The organism is Bradyrhizobium neotropicale (assembly GCF_001641695.1).
Lineage (GTDB): Bacteria > Pseudomonadota > Alphaproteobacteria > Rhizobiales > Xanthobacteraceae > Bradyrhizobium > Bradyrhizobium neotropicale.
In genome coordinates this window covers 223,755-243,674 of record NZ_LSEF01000085.1, presented here as the reverse complement: position 1 = coordinate 243,674, position 19,920 = coordinate 223,755, and the positions used below count along the sequence as shown (strand labels likewise).

The 19,920-nt window shown below is 64.6% G+C and carries 19 protein-coding genes and 1 pseudogene; 11 read left to right on the top strand and 9 right to left on the bottom strand.

All coding sequences use genetic code 11. From position 1 onward, the window contains the following. Window positions 1–35 precede the first annotated feature (35 nt). From AXW67_RS27650 to gyrA, 3 genes are all read left to right on the top strand, one after another. Window positions 36–527 (top strand): single-stranded DNA-binding protein, encoded by a 492-nt coding sequence (locus AXW67_RS27650; protein WP_027550830.1) that lies wholly within the window; start codon window positions 36–38, stop codon window positions 525–527. Between the two features lie 200 nt (window positions 528–727). After that, the gene (locus AXW67_RS27645) at window positions 728–1,126 is read left to right on the top strand and encodes a DUF2306 domain-containing protein (RefSeq protein WP_063680428.1); all 399 of its coding nucleotides are present in this window, start codon (window positions 728–730) and stop codon (window positions 1,124–1,126) included. A gap of 168 nt (window positions 1,127–1,294) precedes the next feature. After that, the gene (gyrA, locus tag AXW67_RS27640) at window positions 1,295–4,027 is read left to right on the top strand and encodes a DNA gyrase subunit A (RefSeq protein WP_063680427.1); all 2,733 of its coding nucleotides are present in this window, start codon (window positions 1,295–1,297) and stop codon (window positions 4,025–4,027) included. A 67-nt stretch (window positions 4,028–4,094) separates the two neighbouring features. On the opposite strand, the gene AXW67_RS27635 is transcribed toward gyrA, so the two are convergent. Next, window positions 4,095–5,948, bottom strand: coding sequence for a potassium transporter Kup (locus AXW67_RS27635; RefSeq protein WP_063680471.1), 1,854 nt, complete (start codon window positions 5,946–5,948; stop codon window positions 4,095–4,097). Between the two features lie 191 nt (window positions 5,949–6,139). Then, a pseudogene (locus AXW67_RS40990) lies at window positions 6,140–6,398 on the bottom strand (hypothetical protein). A gap of 260 nt (window positions 6,399–6,658) precedes the next feature. On the opposite strand from AXW67_RS40990, the gene coaD reads away from it, so the two are divergent. The 5 genes from coaD (at window position 6,659) to queA (ending at window position 9,860) form a co-directional block, all read left to right on the top strand. After that, window positions 6,659–7,156, top strand: coding sequence for a pantetheine-phosphate adenylyltransferase (gene coaD, locus AXW67_RS27625; RefSeq protein ID WP_027550835.1), 498 nt, complete (start codon window positions 6,659–6,661; stop codon window positions 7,154–7,156). A gap of 38 nt (window positions 7,157–7,194) precedes the next feature. Then, window positions 7,195–7,758 carry a peptidylprolyl isomerase gene (locus AXW67_RS27620; RefSeq protein ID WP_027550836.1) on the top strand — a complete coding sequence of 188 codons (564 nt, stop codon included), beginning with the start codon at window positions 7,195–7,197 and terminating at the stop codon, window positions 7,756–7,758. Window positions 7,759–7,766: 8 nt separating this feature from the next. After that, the gene (locus AXW67_RS27615) at window positions 7,767–8,180 is read left to right on the top strand and encodes a hypothetical protein (RefSeq protein WP_063680425.1); all 414 of its coding nucleotides are present in this window, start codon (window positions 7,767–7,769) and stop codon (window positions 8,178–8,180) included. Then, window positions 8,177–8,641 (top strand): peptidylprolyl isomerase, encoded by a 465-nt coding sequence (locus AXW67_RS27610; RefSeq protein WP_063680424.1) that lies wholly within the window; start codon window positions 8,177–8,179, stop codon window positions 8,639–8,641. The genes AXW67_RS27615 and AXW67_RS27610 overlap by 4 nt, the downstream gene beginning before the upstream one ends. A gap of 145 nt (window positions 8,642–8,786) precedes the next feature. Continuing rightward, window positions 8,787–9,860, top strand: a complete 1,074-nt coding sequence (gene queA, locus AXW67_RS27605; protein WP_063680423.1) for a tRNA preQ1(34) S-adenosylmethionine ribosyltransferase-isomerase QueA — start codon at window positions 8,787–8,789, stop codon at window positions 9,858–9,860. Between the two features lie 117 nt (window positions 9,861–9,977). On the opposite strand, the gene AXW67_RS27600 is transcribed toward queA, so the two are convergent. The 4 genes from AXW67_RS27600 to AXW67_RS27585 form a co-directional block, all read right to left on the bottom strand. Continuing rightward, window positions 9,978–11,015 carry an aspartate-semialdehyde dehydrogenase gene (locus AXW67_RS27600; RefSeq protein WP_027550840.1) on the bottom strand — a complete coding sequence of 346 codons (1,038 nt, stop codon included), beginning with the start codon at window positions 11,013–11,015 and terminating at the stop codon, window positions 9,978–9,980. Window positions 11,016–11,239: 224 nt separating this feature from the next. Continuing rightward, the gene (locus AXW67_RS27595; protein ID WP_245315750.1) at window positions 11,240–11,839 is read right to left on the bottom strand and encodes a PepSY domain-containing protein; all 600 of its coding nucleotides are present in this window, start codon (window positions 11,837–11,839) and stop codon (window positions 11,240–11,242) included. Window positions 11,840–12,127: 288 nt separating this feature from the next. After that, window positions 12,128–12,874: a TetR/AcrR family transcriptional regulator gene (locus tag AXW67_RS27590; protein WP_027550842.1), complete on the bottom strand. Its 747-nt coding sequence runs from the start codon at window positions 12,872–12,874 to the stop codon at window positions 12,128–12,130. A 136-nt stretch (window positions 12,875–13,010) separates the two neighbouring features. After that, the gene (locus tag AXW67_RS27585) at window positions 13,011–14,165 is read right to left on the bottom strand and encodes a patatin-like phospholipase family protein (protein WP_063680421.1); all 1,155 of its coding nucleotides are present in this window, start codon (window positions 14,163–14,165) and stop codon (window positions 13,011–13,013) included. Between the two features lie 243 nt (window positions 14,166–14,408). Between AXW67_RS27585 and tgt the strand changes: the two genes are divergently transcribed. Next, complete coding sequence (gene tgt, locus AXW67_RS27580) at window positions 14,409–15,557, top strand: tRNA guanosine(34) transglycosylase Tgt (RefSeq protein ID WP_063680420.1); 1,149 nt, start codon at window positions 14,409–14,411, stop codon at window positions 15,555–15,557. A gap of 1 nt (window position 15,558) precedes the next feature. Here tgt and AXW67_RS27575 read toward each other — a convergent pair whose 3' ends face one another. Next, entirely contained in the window at window positions 15,559–15,777 is a 219-nt protein-coding gene (locus tag AXW67_RS27575; protein ID WP_027550845.1) for a hypothetical protein, read from the bottom strand. A gap of 223 nt (window positions 15,778–16,000) precedes the next feature. On the opposite strand from AXW67_RS27575, the gene cysK reads away from it, so the two are divergent. Then, window positions 16,001–16,978 carry a cysteine synthase A gene (gene cysK, locus AXW67_RS27570; RefSeq protein WP_063680419.1) on the top strand — a complete coding sequence of 326 codons (978 nt, stop codon included), beginning with the start codon at window positions 16,001–16,003 and terminating at the stop codon, window positions 16,976–16,978. A gap of 3 nt (window positions 16,979–16,981) precedes the next feature. Further along, window positions 16,982–17,221, top strand: a complete 240-nt coding sequence (locus AXW67_RS27565) for a BrnA antitoxin family protein (RefSeq protein ID WP_027550847.1) — start codon at window positions 16,982–16,984, stop codon at window positions 17,219–17,221. A 177-nt stretch (window positions 17,222–17,398) separates the two neighbouring features. Here the strand turns inward: AXW67_RS27565 and AXW67_RS27560 are convergent, their stop codons facing one another. Continuing rightward, window positions 17,399–18,835, bottom strand: coding sequence for a caspase family protein (locus AXW67_RS27560; protein WP_027550848.1), 1,437 nt, complete (start codon window positions 18,833–18,835; stop codon window positions 17,399–17,401). 200 nt (window positions 18,836–19,035) lie between these two features. After that, entirely contained in the window at window positions 19,036–19,911 is an 876-nt protein-coding gene (locus AXW67_RS27555; protein WP_063680418.1) for a DMT family transporter, read from the bottom strand. Window positions 19,912–19,920: the final 9 nt, after the last annotated feature.

Sequence of the window (19,920 nt, the reverse complement as noted above, 5' to 3'; positions counted from 1 at the left end):
GGCCTTTTCAGTGACATTTGGAGTGGAGAGCGGCGATGGCGGGAAGCATCAACAAGGTCATTCTGGTCGGAAATCTCGGCAAGGATCCGGAAATCCGCCGTACCCAGGACGGGCGACCGATCGCGAACCTGTCGGTGGCGACCTCGGAGACTTGGCGGGACAAGGCGACGGGCGAGCGCAAGGAAAAGACCGAGTGGCACCGCGTGGTGATCTTCAATGAAGGTCTCGCCAAGGTTGCCGAGCAGTACCTGAAGAAGGGCGCGAAGGTCTACGTCGAAGGCGCGCTCCAGACCCGTAAATGGACCGACCAGAGCGGGGCTGAGAAATACTCCACCGAAGTCGTGCTCCAGGGCTTCAACTCGAACCTCACCATGCTCGACGGCCGAGGCGGTGGAGGAGGCGGCAGCTTCGGCGAGGAGCCGGGCGGGGACTTCGGCTCCAGCGGTCCCGTCAGCAGTGCGCCGCGCCGCCCGGTTGCCGCAGGTGGCGGCCGCAACAGCGACATGGACGACGACATCCCGTTCTGAGGCGGCGAGCCCTTCGCATCTTTGATGCAGTCACTCGCGTAAAGCGGCAGGAGTCCTTACCAATTATCGGATAGAGCTCGGTATTTTCGGGCTTGCTTCATGTTGTGCCTGAAGCTCTTTGACCGAGCGCGATGTGAATGGTATTAACTTGATGTTAATCCTATTCACATTGCTATTGTTCCCTCCGGGAGAACGCCCGCATGAGCCTTGCACCGCTGCTCGAGGCCGCCCCGGCCATCCCGCTCCATGCCTTCGCGGCGATGGCCGCCTTCGTGCTCGGTCTCGTGCAGTTCGCTGCGCCCAAGGGGACGTTGCCGCACAGGACGGTGGGCTGGATCTGGGTGGCCTTGATGGTCGTCGTGGCGACGTCCTCGTTCTGGATTCACGGCATCCGCCTGGTTGGCTCCTTCGGCCCGATCCATCTCCTGTCGATCTTCACGCTGGTGGTGCTGCCGGTCGCGGTGTGGCGCGCGCATACCCATCGGGTGACCGATCACCGGCGGATAATGATCTTCATCTTCACCGGCGCGCTGGTGGTGGCAGGCGTATTCACGCTGGTGCCCGGGCGCATCATGCACCGGGTGATTTTCGGGTCCTGACGGGCGGTTCCAGGCCGCTCCGTCCGGCGGTTCCCGAGGCGGTGGTGCAGAGCGCGTAAGTCTCTGGAAAAACAGTCGGAAAAAGCGCTTCCGAGAACGCCGCAAGGGTGGTTATCAGGCCCCCGATGCGCTATATGATTCCCAGACAAAACTTCACCGGATTCCCCCTTGGCTGACGACGACAACAAGCCCGGCGACCAGCCGGCGCAACCCTCGGACATTCGCCCCGTCTCCATCCTCGATGAGATGAAGAAGTCCTACCTCGATTACGCCATGAGCGTGATCGTGGCGCGTGCGTTGCCTGATGCCCGCGACGGACTGAAGCCGGTGCACCGCCGCATCCTGTACTCGATGAACGAGCAGGGGCACACGCCAGACAAGAAGTACGTCAAGTCCGCCCGCGTGGTCGGTGACGTCATCGGTAAGTATCATCCGCACGGCGACCAGTCGATCTACGACGCCATGGTCCGCATGGCGCAGGACTTCTCGATGCGCGTGCCGCTGATCGACGGTCAGGGCAATTTCGGCTCGGTCGATGGCGATCCGCCCGCCGCCTATCGTTACACCGAAGCACGTCTCACGCCGTCTGCGCTGGCTTTGCTCGCCGATATCGACAAGGACACCGTCGACTTCCAGCCGAACTACGACAACAACGAGACCGAGCCGTCGGTTCTTCCGGCCAAATTCCCGAACCTTCTGGTCAACGGGGCGGGCGGCATCGCGGTCGGCATGGCGACCAACATCCCTCCGCACAATCTCGGCGAGGTCGTCGACGCCTGCGTGGCGCTGATCGACAATCCCGCGCTCACCATCGACGAGCTCATGAACATCGTGCCGGGACCAGACTTCCCGACCGGCGGTGTCATTCTCGGACGCCAGGGCATCCGCGCCGGCTACCACCTCGGCCGCGGCTCGGTCGTGATGCGCGGCAAGGTCACGATCGACACCATCCGCAAGGAGCGCGAGGCGCTCATCATCACCGAGATTCCGTACCAGGTGAACAAGGCGACGATGGTCGAGCGCATCGCCGAACTGGTCAGGGAAAAGAAGATCGAAGGCATCGCCGACCTGCGCGACGAATCGGATCGCGATGGCTTCCGCGTGGTCGTCGAACTGAAGCGCGACGCCGTACCCGACGTGGTGCTGAACCAGCTCTATAGATTCACGCCGCTGCAGACGAGCTTCGGCGTCAACATGGTGGCGCTCGACAGTGGTCGGCCGCAGACCATGAATCTGAAGGACCTGCTCGCCATCTTCGTCGATTTCCGCGAGCGCGTCGTCACGCGGCGGACCAAGTTCCTCCTGGGCAAGGCGCGCGACCGCGCGCATATCCTTGTCGGTCTGGCGATCGCGGTGGCCAACATCGACGAGATCATTCGTGTCATCCGCACCTCGCCCGATCCGACGACGGCGCGCGACACCCTGATGTCGCGCGACTGGCCGGCACGGGACGTCGAAGACATGCTGACGCTGATCGACGATCCGCGCCATCGCATCGGCGAGGACGGCACGATCCGGCTGTCGATGGAACAGGCCAGGGCCATTCTCGACCTGCGCCTGCAACGCCTCACCGCGCTCGGCCGTGACGAAATCCGTGACGAGCTCGACAAGCTTGCCGGCGAGATCGGCGATTATCTCGACATTCTGCGCTCGCGCGCCCGCGTGCTGGGCATCATCAAGACCGAGCTGGCCGAGGTGAAGGCCGAGTTCGCCACCCCTCGCAGGACCATGATTATCGAGCAGGAGGGCGAGGTCGAGGACGAGGACCTGATCCAGCGCGAGGACATGGTCGTCACCGTCTCGCACGCCGGCTACGTCAAGCGCGTGCCGCTGTCGGCCTACCGGGCGCAGCGCCGCGGTGGCAAGGGCCGCGCCGGCATGCAGACCCGCGACGAGGATTTCGTCAGCCGGCTGTTCGTGGCCTCCACGCATACGCCGGTGCTGTTCTTCTCCTCGCGCGGCCAGGTCTACAAGGAGAAGGTCTGGCGTCTGCCGATGGCCGCGCCCAGCGCGCGCGGCAAGGCGCTGATCAACATCCTGCCGCTCGAGCAGGGCGAACGCATCACCACCATCATGCCGCTGCCGGAGGATGAATCCACCTGGGGCCAGCTTGACGTGATGTTCGCGACCACCGGCGGCAATGTCCGGCGCAACAAGCTGTCCGACTTCGTCGACGTCCGCCGCTCCGGCATCATCGCGATGAAGCTTGACGACAATGAAGCGATCGTCGACGTGCAGATCTGCACCGAGCGCGACGACGTCCTGCTCACCGCTGCCGGCGGCCAGTGCATCCGCTTCCCCGTCACCGACGTGCGCGTGTTTACCGGGCGCACCTCGATGGGCGTGCGCGGCATCGCGCTGGCGGAGGGCGACAAGGTCATCTCGCTGGCGATCCTGCGCCACGTCGAGACCACCTCGGACGAGCGCTCGGCTTACCTGAAGATGCGCCGCGCGGTGGCCGGCGAGGGCGTTTCGGAGGAGACTGCCGCGGATGCCGAGGCCGAGGAGGCGTCCGGCAGCTTCCAGCTTCCGCAGGAGCGCTATGTCGAGATGTCGGCGCAGGAGCAGGTCGTGCTCACCGTGTCCGTCAACGGCTACGGCAAGCGGACCTCGTCCTACGAGTACCGCACCACGGGCCGCGGCGGCAAAGGCATCGTCGCGATGAGCGTCAACAACCGCAACGGCAATCTGGTGGCCTCATTCCCGGTGGAAGAGGCCGACCAGATCATGCTCGTCACCGACAAGGGCCAGCTCATCCGCTGCCCCGTCGAAGGCATCCGCATCGCCGGGCGCTCGACGCAGGGCGTGATCGTGTTCGATACCGCCGAGGACGAGCACGTGGTCTCGGTCGAGCACATCACGGAAGAGGCCGAGAACGGCAACGGTGCGAATGGCGAATAGCGGGTGGCGAATAGCGAGTGGCGAATAGGGTGCGTTGCTCTATTCGCTATTCGCCACTCAACATTCGCTAGATCTCCAGCTCCGTCCCGAACTCCACCACCTGTCCGGTCGGCACGCCGAAGAACGCCGCCGAGCGTTCGGCGTTGCGCTGGAGGAAGGCGAACAGACCTTCGCGCCAGACCCACATGCCCGGGACGTCTTCGCGCGGGATGATGGTCTCGCGGCCGACATAGTAGGTGATGTCGGAAAGGTCGACGCCGGCCAGCTTGCCCTGGCGGCACGCGACCTTCAGGCCCTCATAGATCGTCGGGTTCTGCATGAAGCCGTAATGCAGGACCACGCGGGTGATTCCCGGGATGATCTCGACCACCTCGGCGCGGTGTTCGTCGTCAATGTGCGGGGATTCCTCGATCAGGACCGTGACGAGGACGATGCGCTCGTGCAGGACGTGGTTGTGCTTGACGAACTGCGTCAGCGCCAGCGGCACGCCTTTCGCCGCGGAGGCCAGGAATACGGCGGTGCCGGGCAGCCGCGCGTTGCACTTGTTGACCGCGGTCTCGATCAGGTCCTCCTCGGGCTGGCGCAGTCTGCCGCGCGCGGCCTCGACTAGCTTCACGCCGCTGCGCCAGGTCAGCATCAGGAAGGCGACGAGGCCGGCGAGCAGCAGCGGAAACCAGCCGCCCTCGAACAGCTTGATCGAGTTGGCCGAGAAGAAGATCACATCGATCACGAAGAAGAAGCCGTTGACCGCGACCACGAGCCACGGCGAATAGCCCCACTGGATCGCGACCAGCGCGGCGAGCAATGTGGTGATCGCCATCAGGAGCGACACCGCGATACCATAAGCACCGGCGAGCGCGTCTGAGCTGCCGAAGCTCAAGACCGCGCCCAGCGTTGCGGCGGCGAGCAGCCAGTTCACCAGCGGCACGTAGATCTGGCCCATGGCGTGGCTCGTGGTATGGCGGATCTGCATGCGCGGCAGGAAGCCGAGCTGGATCGACTGCTGCGTCAGCGAAAACACGCCGGAGATGATCGCCTGCGAGGCGATCACCGTTGCGACTGCCGAGAACGCGACCAGCGCATAGTGCAAGGCGTCGGGACAGAGCTGGAAGAACGGATTCTCGATCATGCCGGGATCGGTGATCAGCAGCGCAGCCTGGCCGAAATAGTTCAGCACCAGCGCGGGCAGGCAGATGCCGAACCAGGCCAGCCGGATCGGCAGGCGGCCGAAATGCCCCATGTCGGCATACATCGCCTCACCGCCGGTCACAGCCAGGAATGCCGCGCCCAGGATCGCGAAGGAGATGTGGAAGTCCTGGTGGATCAGGAATTCGAAGGCATAGAGCGGGCTGAGTGCCGCGAGCACGGCCGGCGCCTTGACGATGCCGTGGATGCCGAGGGCGGCCAGTACCACGAACCAAGCCAGCATCACCGGGCCGAAGATGCGGCCGATGAAGCCGGTGCCCTGCTTCTGCATCATGAACAGCCCGACCAGGATCGCGATGGTCACGGGCACCACGACGGGCGCGAGCGAGGGCGCATCGACCTTGAGGCCCTCGATGGCGCTGAGGACCGAGATCGCCGGCGTGATCGCGCCGTCGCCATAGAGCAGAGCGGCGCCAATGAGTCCGACCACCAGTAGGTGGGCACGCCAGGTGCCGGGTTGGGCGTGGCGGGCATGCAGCAGCGCCAGGAGCGCGACGATGCCGCCTTCGCCGCGGTTGTCCGCGCGCAGGATCAGCAGCGCATATTTGAGCGAGATGATCAGCAGTAGCGCCCACAGGATGAGCGAGGCCACCCCCAGCACGGCTTCCGGAGACACTATGCCGCCATGGGCGGCTGCCTTGGCGGCTTCCCTCAGGGCGTAGAGGGGGCTGGTGCCGATATCGCCATAGACCACCCCGAGGGCGCCCATGGTCATGGCAAGCGGCAGCGGATCAGGATGATGGCCGGAAGCGACTGCGGGCGTACTGGACAACGGCGACCCCCCAATGGGTTCGCGCCCGACGGGCCATTCCGAGGGGCGCGAGCTTCACGCAGTCTGCGACGAGACGTCGCAAAATTCCATGAGATTTATATTGGGGATTATATGACGCGAAGCTGACAGACCGCCTACGGGGTGCGGTCGGCGGTCACCAGCCGGGCCTCCCGGACGTCGGCCTTGGTGCCGGCGCGGCGGAGGCACGAAGCCTCGAAATTCGGCCAGGCCTGCTGTGAGCAGTCCTTGCCCGATGGTCCGGATGTCGAGCCGATCGGCCTTGGCGAGCGGCTGCGGCACGCTGGCTTCGACGCGCGGTGCAAAGCCGGGCAGCACGGTGAGGGCTGCGGCAACACACGCGGCAATGGCAATTGCTGAAAGAGCCTTGATCATCGACGGTCCCCTGTGATGCGGCCGCTGCGCTTTGTTTGCGGCCCGTCATTTCGTTGGGCGGGTTAGTAACCATGGCCAGTTTCCAGACATCTTCGCCAAACAGGGGAAATGGTTTCGTTCGCGGTCCGTTTTGTTTCGTGGGTGCCCTCAGGACGAAACAAACGGGCCGGTGCCGACAGGACCGGCACCAGATTCAGCGGGAGACCGGCACGGAACCTGTCCGGCTTGCCGGGCCGGGCCGGGCGCGGTAGGACGGGGCCATGTCGCGCATCGCCTTCTACCCAGGTTCCTTCGACCCGATCACCAACGGCCATCTGGACGTGGTCCGGCACGCCGTTCCGCTGTGTGACAGGCTGGTCGTCGCGATCGGCGTGCACCCCGGCAAGAAGCCGCTGTTCTCGACCGAGGAGCGGCTGAAGATGCTCCACGATGTCTGCGATCCCGTGGCGGCCCAGGCCGGCTGCGTTCTCGAGGCGACGACGTTCGACGACCTTTCCGTGACCGCGGCGCGCAAGCATGGCGCGACGATCATGATCCGGGGCCTGCGCGACGGCACCGACCTCGACTACGAAATGCAGCTCGCCGGCATGAACGAGGCAATGGCGCCCGAGGTGCATACCGTCTTCCTGCCGGCCTCACCCATGGTCCGCCCGATCACCGCCACACTGGTACGCCAGATCGCCGGCATGGGCGGGGACGTCTCGACCTTTGTACCGCCGCTGGTTGCGGCGCTGCTCAAGGCAAAGTTCGCCGTCTGACGACGGCACGCGTTCATCTCATCTGATCCGGAGTTTTCATGATCCGCATTCTCGCAGTTCTTGCCGCGCTCGTGTTCGCGGTCCCGGCGCTCGCGCAGTCGCTGCCTTCTGGTATCGATAAGGCCAATGCGATCGTCATCGACACGACCAAGGGCCGCATTGTCATCAAGCTCAGAACCGATCTTGCGCCCCAGCACGCCGAGCGGATCAAGCAGCTCGCGCGCGAAGGCTATTACAACAATGTGCCGTTCCACCGCGTGATGGACGGCTTCATGGCGCAGACCGGCGACGGCCAAAATTTCAACGGCACCGGCGGATCGAAATACCCGAACCTGAAGCAGGAATTCTCCAAGGTGCACTTTGCACGCGGCATCGTCGGCATGGCACGGCGCGGCGACAGCGTCGACAGCGCCAATTCGCAGTTCTTCATCATGTTCGCGGATGGCGGCAGCCTTGATGGTCAGTACACTGTGATCGGCGAGGTCGTGCAGGGCATGGACGTCGTCGACAAGCTGAAGAAAGCTTCGCCCGGATCGGCGAGCGGCACCGTCACCGACCCCGACAAGATGGTGAAGGTGCAGGTCGCTTCCGACATCAAGTAGGGGGCGCGATGGCACGCCGTGGCGAAAAGCTCCTGGTAGCTGCCGCGGCGCTGCTGCTTGCCACCTCCGGTGCGCGCGCGCAGACACCTGACCGGGTCAACACCATCCGCGACGTCATCGTGCGGCTGGGCAGTTGCTGGAGACCGCCGCCGCCCTCCCGAGCCCGCGCACTCGACATCACCGTCGTCGTGAGCTTTAACCGGACCGGCGACATTCTGGGCCATCCGAAGATCACCTATGAATCTGCGGAGGCCTCCGACAATGACCGGCTCCAGTACCGGATCGCGGTGATGGAGGCATTGCAACGCTGTACGCCAATGCCATTTACCGATGCGATGGGCGGCGCCGCTGCGGGGCGTCCATTCGCGGTCCAGTTCCACGGCCGGAAGACTTCACCCCCAACCCAAGAGAGACCAGCATGAGCGCCACCGAAAACACCCTGATCCTCGAAACCACGCAGGGCCCCGTTACCATCGAGATGCGGCCCGACCTCGCGCCGAACCATGTCGCGCGCATTAAGGAGCTGGTGCGGGAAGGTTTCTACGACGGCATCGTGTTCCATCGCGTCATCGACGGCTTCATGGCGCAGACCGGCTGCCCGCACGGCACCGGCACCGGCGGCTCCGGCCAGAAGCTGAAGGCCGAGTTCAACAAGGAGCCACATGTCCGCGGCACCGCCTCGATGGCCCGCGCCGCCAACCCGGATTCCGGCGATAGCCAGTTCTTCATCTGCTTCGACGACGCCCGCTTCCTGGACAACCAGTACACGGTGTGGGGGAAGGTCACCGAGGGCATGGAGAACGTCGACAAGATCGAGCGCGGCGAGCCCGTGCAGAATCCCGACAAGATCGTCAAGGCGCGGATGGCCGCGGACAAGGAATAGCTGCTGCTCCTCATGGTGAGGAGGCGCGTAGCGCCGTCTCGAACCATGAAGGCCTCGCTGCCGCATCTCGGCCTTTCATCCTTCGAGACGCGCTCTAAAGGAGCGCTCCTCAGGATGAGGGGCGACCGCTGCCATGCTGAGTTAAATGCGCACCGATCTCTTTGATTTCGATCTCCCCGCCGAGCGCATCGCGCTGCGCCCGGCGCAGCCGCGCGACTCCGCGAAGATGCTGGTCGTGGAGAACGGTGCGCTGCGCGACCAGATCATTTCCGATCTGCCGCAATGGCTGCGCGCCGGCGACCAGCTCGTCGTCAACGACACCAAGGTGATCGCGGCGCAGCTGAAGGGCCGTCGGATCGGCCGCGAGACCGAGCCGAAGATCGAGGCGACGCTGATCAAGCGCCTCGACGGCTCGCGCTGGCAGGCACTTGTCAAGCCTGCGAAAAAACTGGTCGCCGGTGATCGCATCCGCTTCGGCAATGAGGGCAAGGTCTGCCTGCTCGGCCATCTCGATGCCGAGGTCGAGGCCAAGGGCGTGGAGGGCGAGGTGACTCTGTCATTCTCGTTCCACGGCCCGACGCTCGACCAGGCCATAGCGGATCTCGGCAGCCCGCCGCTGCCGCCCTACATCGCCTCGAAACGCATGCCTGACGACCAGGACTTGGCCGACTACCAGACCATGTTCGCGGTCAACGAAGGCGCGGTGGCGGCGCCGACCGCTGGGCTGCATTTCACGCCGGCGCTGGAGCAGGCGTTGCGCGACCGCGGCGTCGGCATCAACCGCGTCACGCTGCATGTCGGGGCGGGGACCTTCCTGCCGGTCAAGGTCGACGACACCGAAGGCCACAGGATGCATGCCGAGTGGGGCACGATCTCGGCGGAGACGGCGGACGTGCTGAACACTACACGGAACAGCGGCGGCCGCATCGTCGCTGTCGGCACCACGTCGTTGCGACTGCTGGAGAGCGCCGCCGCCGAGGACGGCACGATCGAGCCGTTCGCGGCAGAGACCGCGATCTTCATCACCCCCGGCTATCGCTTCCGCGCCGTCGATATCCTGCTGACCAATTTCCACCTCCCGCGCTCGACGCTGTTCATGCTGGTGTCGGCTTTCGCCGGCCTCGAGACGATGAAGGAGGCCTACGCGCACGCGATCGGGAGCGGCTATCGGTTCTATTCCTACGGCGATGCGTGCCTGCTGTTTCGGGCGGGCGCGTAGCGTCGGCGGATTTGTAGGGTGGGCAAAGCGAAGCGTGCCCACCATCTTGCTTGAATGCGCGAGAGTAGTGGTGGGCACGGCGCGTATCGCGCCTTTGCCCACCCTACAACTCAGATGTTACGCCATCACGCGCTGCGGCAGCAGCTCCGCGATCTGCACCGCGTTCAAGGCCGCGCCCTTCAGGAGCTGATCCGCCGCCACGAACATCGAGATCGAGTGCCCCGAGGGATCACTGAGGTCCTTGCGGATGCGGCCGACCAGGACGTCGTCCTGGCCTGAGGCGTCGATCGGCATCGGGAAGTAGTTCTTGGCGCGGTCGTCGACCACCGTCACGCCCGGCGCCTGCGCCATGATGGCGCGGACCTGGTCCTCGGTGATCGGCTTCTCGCATTCGAAGGTGATGGCCTCGCAATGGGCGCGCAGCACCGGCACCCGCACGCAGGTGACGCCGATTGCAATCTTCTCGTCTTCGAAGATCTTGCGGGTTTCCTTGATGACCTTGGTCTCTTCGTCGTTGTAGCCGGTCTCGGGATCTACGGCGGTGTTGTGATTGAAGAGATTGAAGGCGTAGGGATGCGGCATCACCTTCGGCGTATAGACCTGCCCGTTGAGATTGGCGCGCGTGGACTCGACAAGCTCGTCCATCGCCGCCGCGCCGGCGCCGCTGGCGGCCTGGTAGGTCGAGATGATCACGCGCTTGATGCGGTTCTTCTGGTGGATCGGCCAGAGCGGCACCAGCGCGGTGATCGCGGCGCAGTTCGGGTTTGCGATGATGCCCTTGTGGTCGCGGATGCGGTTCGCGTTGATCTCGGGGATCACCAGCGGCACGTTCGGATCCATGCGGAAGGCCGAGGAGTTGTCGACCACGACCGCACCGGACTTGACCGCTATCGGAGCGAACTTCTTCGAGATGCCGCTGCCGGCGGAGAACAGGGCGATGTCGACGCCGTCGAAAGAACGCTCCGTCAGTTCCTCGATCACGACATCCTTGCCCTGGAACGATACCGTCTTGCCGGCCGAGCGGGCGCTCGCCAGCGCCTTCAGCTTGCCGACGCGAAAGCCGCGCTTGTCCATGGTGGCGATGAATTCGGCGCCCACCGCACCGGTGACGCCGACAATCGCGACGACGGGATCGTTACTCACTTTCTCCTCCATTGAGTTGCAGACAACAAAAAAGCCCCGGACCAGCGAGGGCGGGGCTTCGGTAGAGCTGATGCGTTAAGTCGACGACTACGCGCGCACGCCTCCCCGGGCCCCGAAGGCCGTGGTGGTTTTAGTCGTGCGTTTGGTGGTCGTGAACATGGCGGCGACTTATGCGGGAGAGTTTTGCGCCCGTCAATGGCTTTTCGGCGGGATTGTGGCCGCGGCGCGACCGGCCGCTATTTGGTCCGGGCGCCCGGAGGCTCGAGGAGGACCTCCTTGAGATCGTCGCCGCTGATGACGACGATCGCGAAATTCAGCCGGCCGCGTTCGCGCACGAGCCCGCCGCTGATGGCCTTGCCCGATGCCGCGCGCTCGGCGACGTGCACGGCATCCGCGAGGCGATGCCGAATGGCGCCAAGTGCTGCAAGATTGCTGCGATCATCGGCGTCGAGTTGTGCCAGGGGGAGGGCGGCCTCGCCGCCGATGACTTCGCCGGTCGTGGCATTGATCGTGTGCCGCCAGATGCGATCGTTGTGCAGGGTCTTCACCCGGTAGACCGGCACGCCCGAGGCGCCGTCGAAGCTCACATCGGCGGTCGTCGCGCCGGCGTGGCGCGCCTCGGCAATCGCCATGGCCTGACTGAGCGAGATTGACGAGCTGCGGAAGCGCTCGATCTCGCGGCTGACCGCCTGGCGGTCGGCCTCGGGATCATCCGTTTCGTTGTGAAGAGCGGTCGGCGTGCCGCTGGTCGTGACGACCGCGCGCGCCGGCGCCGCCACGAGCAGCGCCGAGAGGGGGATCGCAAGCAGCAGCTTCCAATCTTTGAGGGCACGCACTGTCTTAGTCTCCATGCCGAGACCCGTATCTTAGCGGCCGACCGGCCGGATCGTCTTGAACAGAAGCGCGCGGCCGACCAGGGGCAACAGGCCGGCCGCGGAGCGTCGAGAACGGGCTATACCCGATTTCGGTGCTCAAAGTCTGAAGAACGATGCGGGCCTGCCGGGGGGCTGGTTACCGGCTGGACCCGCACCTTGCTTATAAACTAAACCATACCGTATCGTTTTATTTCGATCAAGGCGCTGTTTGTCCCAAGGCGGGGATAACCCCTCGATGTCACGAAGTTGTTAGCGGGACGTACGACGGCGCGAGGCGCCGGCGGTCTGGACGCGGTCCGCAGGACCCAGAGCGCCGGCCAGGAACAGCTTGATCGCCGCGCGCATCCGCTTTTCCGCGGACTTGAACTCCAGGGCCATTCCGAACGTTGCCATGCGGTGGGTGTGACCAACGACGACATCGAGGAACACCTCGGCCGCGATGGTGGTGTCGTCGAGGTCGAGAGCGCCCTGGGCCACCAGGTGGTCAAAGAAGCGCGCCGTAGTGGCGACGGCCTTGAGCCAACCCTCTTCCTTGCCGAGCTTGGCGATGTCGGGGAAGTTGATAGCCTGTGACGTCATCATGCGGCTGAAGGCGACAGCATCGGGCCCGCAGGTGAATGTCAGCATCTCCCGCCCAACCTCCACCAGTCGCTGCTCGACCGAGACGTCCGAGGAGCTGCCGAGCTGCGTCTCGGCCGCGGCGGACAGCGGAGCAAGCCAACGGTCGATTTCGCGCCTCAGCACGGCCGTGAACAGGCCGCGCTTGTCGCCGTAACGGGAATAGACGGTGGGCTTGCTGACGCGGGCGGCTTCCGCAACCGCATCGAGCGAGGTTGCGTCAAAGCCGCGGTCGAGGAAGAGGCGGGTCGCGACCTCGATCAGCCGCTGATCGCGCTCGAGGGCGGCGCTCTTCGTCGGCCGGCCGCCGCGCGATTTCGGCACCTCGCGCCGTGCGGAGCGCGTTGCCGTTCTTGTCTTGGTCGCAGCCAATCCCATGCCCAATGATTCCTGCGCGTTTCCAACGGTCGTCATTCGCTCTATATCGCGCAGGAGCGAGGGCGTCATCGCGAATCTGGCCGAATTGGCCGTATCGTCAACGGTTTCGCTAGGTCGTCGTTCCGTCACGCGGGGCTCACGGCAGCGTCGAGGTCCAGGCTTGGCCGGCTGCGGCCTTCTCACATCCGTACTGATAGAGCGCCCGCATATAGGCCGTGTCGAACCCTTCCGAGGGCGCCGCGGGATAGTCACGCTCGATGTAGGAGAGGTGGAAGCCGAGCCGGTTGCGCTTGGCGAAATCGTACGTCGAGAAGATGATCGAACGCGTCTGCGACTGGGTGATCGACGACAGGCTGCGCGAGGCGACATCGATGGTGCTGTTGGACACGAGCTCGAAGTTTCGTTCGATCTTCTTGTTGACGAGGATGTAGATGTCCATCTTCGCGTTGCCGGGCAGGCGGCCCTGGAAGAGCAGGGCTTCCGGCAGCGTCAGCACCGGGGCCGTCACGCCGCCGTCGACATGCATCTCCTGAAAGCGCCGGCCCTGGCCCTCGGCTTCGATCATGATGGGCGGAAACACCAGGGGGATGCTGGCGGAGGCTGCCATCACGTCGCGAAACAGGTGCAGCGCTTCTGGCGTGCCGACAGCGGCGATCTTGCCCATGTCCCAGATGGCGGTGCGCTGGGTGTCGAGATCGGTCGTCACGACCAGCAGCTTCCGGCCCCTGGCATTTTCGCGTGCGACTTGAGCGAGGATCTCCGGCCCGACATAGCGCGCCACCAGCTCGCGGAGCCGCTTGTTGCCGAACAGGCCGGATCCGAACAGCACGCGCATGATACTGGGGTCATTCAGCAGGCTCTCCGCGATGCCGCTGGTGTAGACCTCCCGCAGCGTGTCGTCGTATTGCGGCCCGAGGAATGCAAAGGGCGCGATCAGGCCGCCGGTGCTGACGCCCGAGACGACCGAGAAGGTGGGACGGTTGCCGGCTCTGCTCCAGCCGTTCAACACACCGACGCCATAAGCGCCATCGGCGCCGCCGCCGGAGAGCGCCAGATAGGTTCGGCTTGCAGCGCTATACTCTTTTTCGAAGCTGAATTTCGTAATGGGCTCGTCGGCGTAGCGCCGCAAGCCGTCGATATCGAGCACGCGCGAGGTGCTGGCCTCGGCCGCGGTGTAGGGCGTTCGCGGCAAGGAGGTGCAGGCAGACAGCGCGAGGCTGGACACCAGCACTGCCGACGCGATCAGGCGGGCGGCAGTCCGTTTGATCCAACCGCCGGTGGGGATGGACATGTCAGTCGAACATGAAGGGGAAAGCATGGGTTGGCGGCTGGAGATCACGCATATGCTACCGCCGTCAGCGTCGCCGCGGCGTCTCGTCCAGCCCCCGTATAAAACTACACTGTATCGTTTTATTTAACAAGCCGCCGTGTTCCCCAACTCCGCGATAATTGTGTCCCAGCTTGGGGCAGAAGCGGCTCCAACCGCGTCCCGGGCGGGTTGATCGGCCTCTTCCGACACGCAATAAGCACCGCCATGAGTCTTCCCAACAACAGTCTTCCCAATCATTTCGAGCTGCTGGCCACCGACGGCGCCGCGCGCACGGGTCGCCTGACCACGCCACATGGTGTGGTGCGGACGCCGGCCTTCATGCCGGTTGGCACTGCCGGTGCGATGAAGGGCATGCACTGGCGCGAGGTGCGCGATGCCGGTGCCGACATCGTGCTCGGCAACACCTATCACCTGATGCTGCGTCCCGGCGCCGAGCGCATCGCGGCGCTCGGAGGCTTACAGAGGTTCACCGGCTGGAACGGGCCGATGCTGACGGATTCCGGCGGCTTCCAGGTGATGTCGCTGTCGGACCTGCGCAAGGTCAGCGAAAACGCCGTGACCTTCCGCTCGCATATCGACGGTGCCAAGGTGGAGCTGTCGCCGGAGCGTTCGATCGAGGTGCAGCGCTTCCTCGGTTCGGACATCGCGATGCAGATGGACGAATGCGTGCGCCTGCCGGCCGAGCGCGACGATATCGAGCGCGCGATGCAATTGTCGCTGCGTTGGGCCGAACGCTCCAAGCGCGCCTTCGAGAGCGCCCCCGATGGCTACATGCTGTTCGGCATCGTGCAGGGTGGCGATGTGCCACAGCTCCGCCATGCCAGTGCCGAAGGGCTCGTCGAGATCGGCTTCCACGGCTTTGCAATCGGCGGCCTTGCCGTCGGTGAGCCGCAGGAGGTGATGCTGGCGATGATCGGCGAGACGGCGCCGGCGCTGCCGTCCGATCGGCCGCGCTATTTGATGGGTGTGGGTACGCCGGACGACATTCTCGAAGCGGTGAAACGCGGCATCGACATGTTCGATTGCGTGATGCCGACGCGCAATGGCCGCCACGGCGTCGCCTTCACGCGCTTCGGCCAGGTGAACCTGCGCAACGCACGCCACGCCGACGACCCGCGACCGCTGGATGAAGAAAGCTCATGGCCGTCGGCGCGCAACTACGCACGCGCCTACCTTCACCACCTCGTCAAGGCGGGCGAGACCCTGGGGGCGATGCTGCTGTCCGAGATCAACATCGCTTACTACCAGTTCCTGATGCAGAGCATCAGGGATGCGATCGCACGCGGAGCGTTCGAAGAATTCTATCAGCGCACGCGCGAGGGCTGGGCGAGGGGCGACATCGCCCCGCGCTAGCTCAGTTGCATGTGAATCGCGATTTGACGGCGTGCTTGGTCACGAAGCCATAGCCGCAGGTGTCGCAGGTCCAGAGGTAGCTGATCACGTGGTCCGAGACATAGGCAGAAGCTTCGGCGGCGACCATCGAGTCGGCGCAGACGGGACAGGTGGGCAACTCGCTGCAACGCGGATCGCGGTTCAGCGCGACGGTCGACAACACTTCAGCGACTGCTGACATGGTGGGGACCTCCCTGCTTTGAGACCTAAGTCTAACATAAGCAGAATCAGTTGACGAGGTCGCAACACAAATGCGTTGGTTTTCTGATATTTGCAGCTCACGCGATTTTGCGATGCAGCGTATTTAACATGTGCCGCATTGTCGCTTGCGTGTCGTCATAAGCTGTCTGTAACTGCGCAAGAGCTGCGATCAACGCACGAATTGTTGCCACAGGGAGTTCATCATGGACGCATCGTCCACCACGGGTGCAGCGCACCAACCCGGCCGCGGCCGGGTCTATGACTCGATCGTCGAAGCTTTTGGCGACACGCCGATCGTGCGACTGCGCCGGCTGCCGGGCATGCACGGCGTGAACGCGACCATTTTGGCGAAACTTGAATATTTCAACCCTGCCGCGAGCGTGAAGGATCGCATCGGCGCAGCCATGATCATCGCGATGGAGAAGGCCGGCATCATCAAGCCGGACACGGTGCTGATCGAGCCGACCTCCGGCAATACCGGGATTGCGCTCGCCTTCGTCGCCGCTTCGCGCGGCTATCGTCTCAAGCTGGTGATGCCGGAATCCATGTCGATCGAGCGCCGCAAGATGCTGGCGTTCCTCGGCGCGGAGCTGGTGCTGACGCCGGCCGCCCAAGGCATGAAGGGCGCGATCGCCGCTGCGGAGGAACTTCTGAAGACGACGCCGAACTCGGTGATGCCGCAGCAGTTCAAGAACCTCGCAAATCCCGAGGTGCACCGCCGCACCACCGCGGAGGAGATATGGAACGACACCTCCGGCAACATCGATATCTTCGTCGCCGGCGTCGGTACCGGCGGCACCATTACTGGCGTCGGCCAGGTGCTCAAGCCACGCAAGCCTTCGTTGCGGGTGGTGGCCGTCGAGCCGGAGGAAAGCCCAGTGCTGTCCGGTGGCCAGCACACGCCGCACAAGATCCAGGGCATCGGCGCCGGCTTCGTTCCCGATATTCTCGACCGCTCCGTGATCGACGAGATCGTGAAGATCAACTCCACGACGGCGATCGATATGTCGCGGGCATTGGCGCGGCACGAAGGCATCCCGGGCGGCATCTCCGCGGGCGCCGCGATCGCCGCCGCGCTCCAGATCGGCAAACGCCCGGAGTCCGCCGGCAAGACCATCCTGGCGGTGGTGCCGTCCTTCTCCGAGCGCTATCTTTCGACGGCGCTGTTTGAGGGAATCTAGGACATGGCGGACCAACCGAGACGGCCGCGGACGCTGGGCGATGCCCGGACCGAGGCAGAGGCAGCGTTCAAGAAGGTGACCGCCAAGGTCGCCGAGGCGCCGCCGAAGAAGAACGTGGCGCCCGGCATCAAGGAGCAGGTCACGCTGCGCATCGACCAGGACGTGCTCGAGTTCTTCCAGGAGGGCGGTCCCGGCTGGCAGGACCGCATCAACGACGCCCTGCGCAAGGCTGCGGGGAAGTAGGATCTAACTCCTCATGTGAGGAGGCGCGTCAGCGCCGTCTCGAACCATGGAGGCCCGTGGCTGCAGCCGGGCTTTAATCCTTCGAGACGCTTGCTGCGCAAGCGCCTCAGGATGAGGGCGAGCAAGAAAAAAGCCCGGCGTGAGCCGGGCTTTTACGTTTCGAAACTGGCGTACGCCTCAGCGGCGGAACATGCCGCCCATCATGCCGCCGACAACGCCGCCCACGAAGGCCGCGCCGGCATCGCTGGGGGGGCTGCTGCGGTGGGCCGGCGGCGGCGCGCTGCTGGGCGCGGGGGCGCTGGCGCGCCGGGCAGCTCTTGCGCTGTCATCGCTCGCGGTCGGCGTCGTCGCCACGATCTCGGCAAGCAGGGCCTTGTGCTGGAGCTTGTTGAGATAGCCGGACGACGGATAGCCGCGCGCGGCCTGCCAGCGCTTGAGCACCGAACGGGTCTCCTCGCTGAAGTCACCGGTGACCTTGGTGTCGAAGCCGAGCCCGGTCAGGCGGCGCTGCACGTCGCGGCGCTGGCCCTTGTTGAGGCCGATCTGGTCCTCGGTGAGCTGGGTGGCTTCATCCGTGAAGGTCGCGGGATCGACGCCCGCATTCAGATTGCGCGTCGTGGTCGACGGTCCGCTCTTGATCGCCGCGATCCGCGCCAGCGCCAGCGCCTTGAACTGGCCGTTCGGATAGGCGGAGAGGTAGGCGTTGAGCTCTTCCGGTTTGTTGCTCTCCTTGACCGAGCGCCAGTATTCGAGCTCGAGATTGGCCGCATCCGTATTGCCGCCGCTTGCGGCCGCCGGCACGCTCCCAGCCGCAGTCGGCGCCGCATTGGCAACCTGGGTCGTCGGGGCCTCGTTGAGGTAGACCGCGCCGATCAGGTTGGTGTGGCCCCAGGGAAGCTGGCCCTTGTGGGTCTCTTCATTGACTTGCGCGCGCACCGAGGTCATCGCCTGCTGGATCTCGACGCCGGGCTTGGTGATGTTGTCGATCAGCGCCCGGGTGAACGGGCTGTTGTTGCCTTCCTGGCCGTCGAGCGCGGTCTGGCCCGGACCGGTGGCGAACGCGATCAGCGTGCCTTCACCCGACTTCATCTCGGCAAGACCGCTCTGCACGTTGACACTGCGCGTTGCGGAGCTGGACTTGATCTTGGCGGCAAACGGATTGTCGCGGCAGGCATCGAGGAAGACGAGCTTGACCTTGGCATCGCCCATGGTCTGCTCGAGCGTCAGGTCGATGTTGATGGCAGCGCCGAGCTTGACGTCCATCTCCGACTTGATGTCGGCGTCGACCGGCAGGAGATAGTTGGTGCCGCCGACGGCGATGCCGTGGCCGGCGTAATAAAATATGGCGATGTCGGAGCCCTGCGCCTTGCGGCCGAAGTCCAGGAGCTTTTCCGTCATCTGGTCGCGGCTGAGATTGGAGCCTTCGATCACCTCGAAGCCGACATTGCGTAGCGTCGATGCCATCGCCTTGGCGTCGATCGGCGGGTTCGGCAATTGCGCGACGTTCTTGTAGTTGCCGTTACCGACGACGAAGGCGACGCGACGGTCGGCCTTCGCAGCGCTGACCGACAACGCCACGCACATCAGCGAGGCGAGGAGAGTGAGATAGCGCATCTGAAATCCCCAACAGAATCGAATTGCAGGCAGCAACAAATTGGCAACGAACCTACACGAAGTGCCCGACTTCGCGCCACCAAAACGACGATGCGTCCAACCCCTTGCTGTGCGGCCGAGTGTGCACGATGGGACTGCCCTCAAGCGTGATCCAAATCACGCTCGACCACTTTGTTTGGTCGTCCGAGCGGGCTTGCGGTTCATTGCGCGCGGGCCGGAACCCGCGCGGTCGGCTTCAAATTCAGGAGGTTGCCGAAAAGAATCAGCGCCGCGCCGAGCACAGTCCAGGCGTCGAGCCGTTCTGAATACAGCAGCCAGCCGGCGGTGGCGGTCAGTGGAACGCGCAGGAAGTCCATCGGCACGACAATGGTTGCGTCCGCATAGCGCATCGCGCTGGCGAGGCAATAATGTGAAAACGTGCCGCAGACGGCGATGACGCCCATCCAGGCCCAGACATAGGCGGACGGCCAGGTCCAGACGAACAGGGTCGGAACGAAGCCTGCGACAGATTGCACCACCAGCATCCAGAACAGGATCGACAGGGCGCTTTCGGTGCGGGTCAGCGATTTGATCAGCGCCATCGAAATCCCGAACCCCATGGCGGCGCCAAGCGCGATGAGCTGGCCCGGATTGATCTCGCCGGTCGCGGGTCGGACGATGACGGCGACGCCGACGAGACCGAGCACGATGGCCGCGCTCTTCCACGGCGTGATGCGCTCGGACAGGAAGCTGGCCGCGAGGATCGCGGTCCAGATCGGCATGGTGAACTCGATCGCCACGACCTGGCCGATTGGAATCAGCGTCAGCGCAAAGAACCAGCCAAGCTGGGCGGCGTAGTGGACCAGGTTGCGCCCGATATGCTCAGGCAGGCGCGTCGTCCGCAGCACCTTGAAGCCGCCGGCGCGGTAGATGATCGGGGAGAGCAGAATGAAGCCGAGCAACGAGCGTACTTCCATGATCTGGAAGACGTTCAGCTCCAGCGTGGTCTCGCGCCCGGCGACCGCCATGATCAGCATCAGCGACAGCCAGCCGGCCATCCACAGCGCAGCCATCGTTTTGGAGGGTGTCGTGCTCATCGGCGCAAG

Excerpts from the sequence above, each read along its gene's own strand:
- AXW67_RS27555 (WP_063680418.1), bottom strand. The coding sequence starts at position 19,911 with ATGAGCACGACACCCTCCAAAACGATGGCTGCGCTGTGGATGGCCGGC.
- AXW67_RS27610 (WP_063680424.1), top strand. The coding sequence starts at position 8,177 with ATGAGCGCCACCGAAAACACCCTGATCCTCGAAACCACGCAGGGCCCC.
- AXW67_RS27620 (WP_027550836.1), top strand. The coding sequence starts at position 7,195 with ATGATCCGCATTCTCGCAGTTCTTGCCGCGCTCGTGTTCGCGGTCCCG.
- AXW67_RS27600 (WP_027550840.1), bottom strand. The coding sequence starts at position 11,015 with ATGGAGGAGAAAGTGAGTAACGATCCCGTCGTCGCGATTGTCGGCGTC.
- AXW67_RS27575 (WP_027550845.1), bottom strand. The coding sequence starts at position 15,777 with ATGTCAGCAGTCGCTGAAGTGTTGTCGACCGTCGCGCTGAACCGCGAT.
- tgt (WP_063680420.1), top strand. The coding sequence starts at position 14,409 with ATGAGTCTTCCCAACAACAGTCTTCCCAATCATTTCGAGCTGCTGGCC.
- AXW67_RS27645 (WP_063680428.1), top strand. The coding sequence starts at position 728 with ATGAGCCTTGCACCGCTGCTCGAGGCCGCCCCGGCCATCCCGCTCCAT.
- AXW67_RS27585 (WP_063680421.1), bottom strand. The coding sequence starts at position 14,165 with ATGTCCATCCCCACCGGCGGTTGGATCAAACGGACTGCCGCCCGCCTG.
- coaD (WP_027550835.1), top strand. The coding sequence starts at position 6,659 with ATGTCGCGCATCGCCTTCTACCCAGGTTCCTTCGACCCGATCACCAAC.
- cysK (WP_063680419.1), top strand. The coding sequence starts at position 16,001 with ATGGACGCATCGTCCACCACGGGTGCAGCGCACCAACCCGGCCGCGGC.
- AXW67_RS27650 (WP_027550830.1), top strand. The coding sequence starts at position 36 with ATGGCGGGAAGCATCAACAAGGTCATTCTGGTCGGAAATCTCGGCAAG.
- AXW67_RS27635 (WP_063680471.1), bottom strand. The coding sequence starts at position 5,948 with ATGACCATGGGCGCCCTCGGGGTGGTCTATGGCGATATCGGCACCAGC.
- AXW67_RS27590 (WP_027550842.1), bottom strand. The coding sequence starts at position 12,874 with ATGGGATTGGCTGCGACCAAGACAAGAACGGCAACGCGCTCCGCACGG.
- queA (WP_063680423.1), top strand. The coding sequence starts at position 8,787 with ATGCGCACCGATCTCTTTGATTTCGATCTCCCCGCCGAGCGCATCGCG.
- AXW67_RS27565 (WP_027550847.1), top strand. The coding sequence starts at position 16,982 with ATGGCGGACCAACCGAGACGGCCGCGGACGCTGGGCGATGCCCGGACC.
- AXW67_RS27560 (WP_027550848.1), bottom strand. The coding sequence starts at position 18,835 with ATGCGCTATCTCACTCTCCTCGCCTCGCTGATGTGCGTGGCGTTGTCG.
- AXW67_RS27615 (WP_063680425.1), top strand. The coding sequence starts at position 7,767 with ATGGCACGCCGTGGCGAAAAGCTCCTGGTAGCTGCCGCGGCGCTGCTG.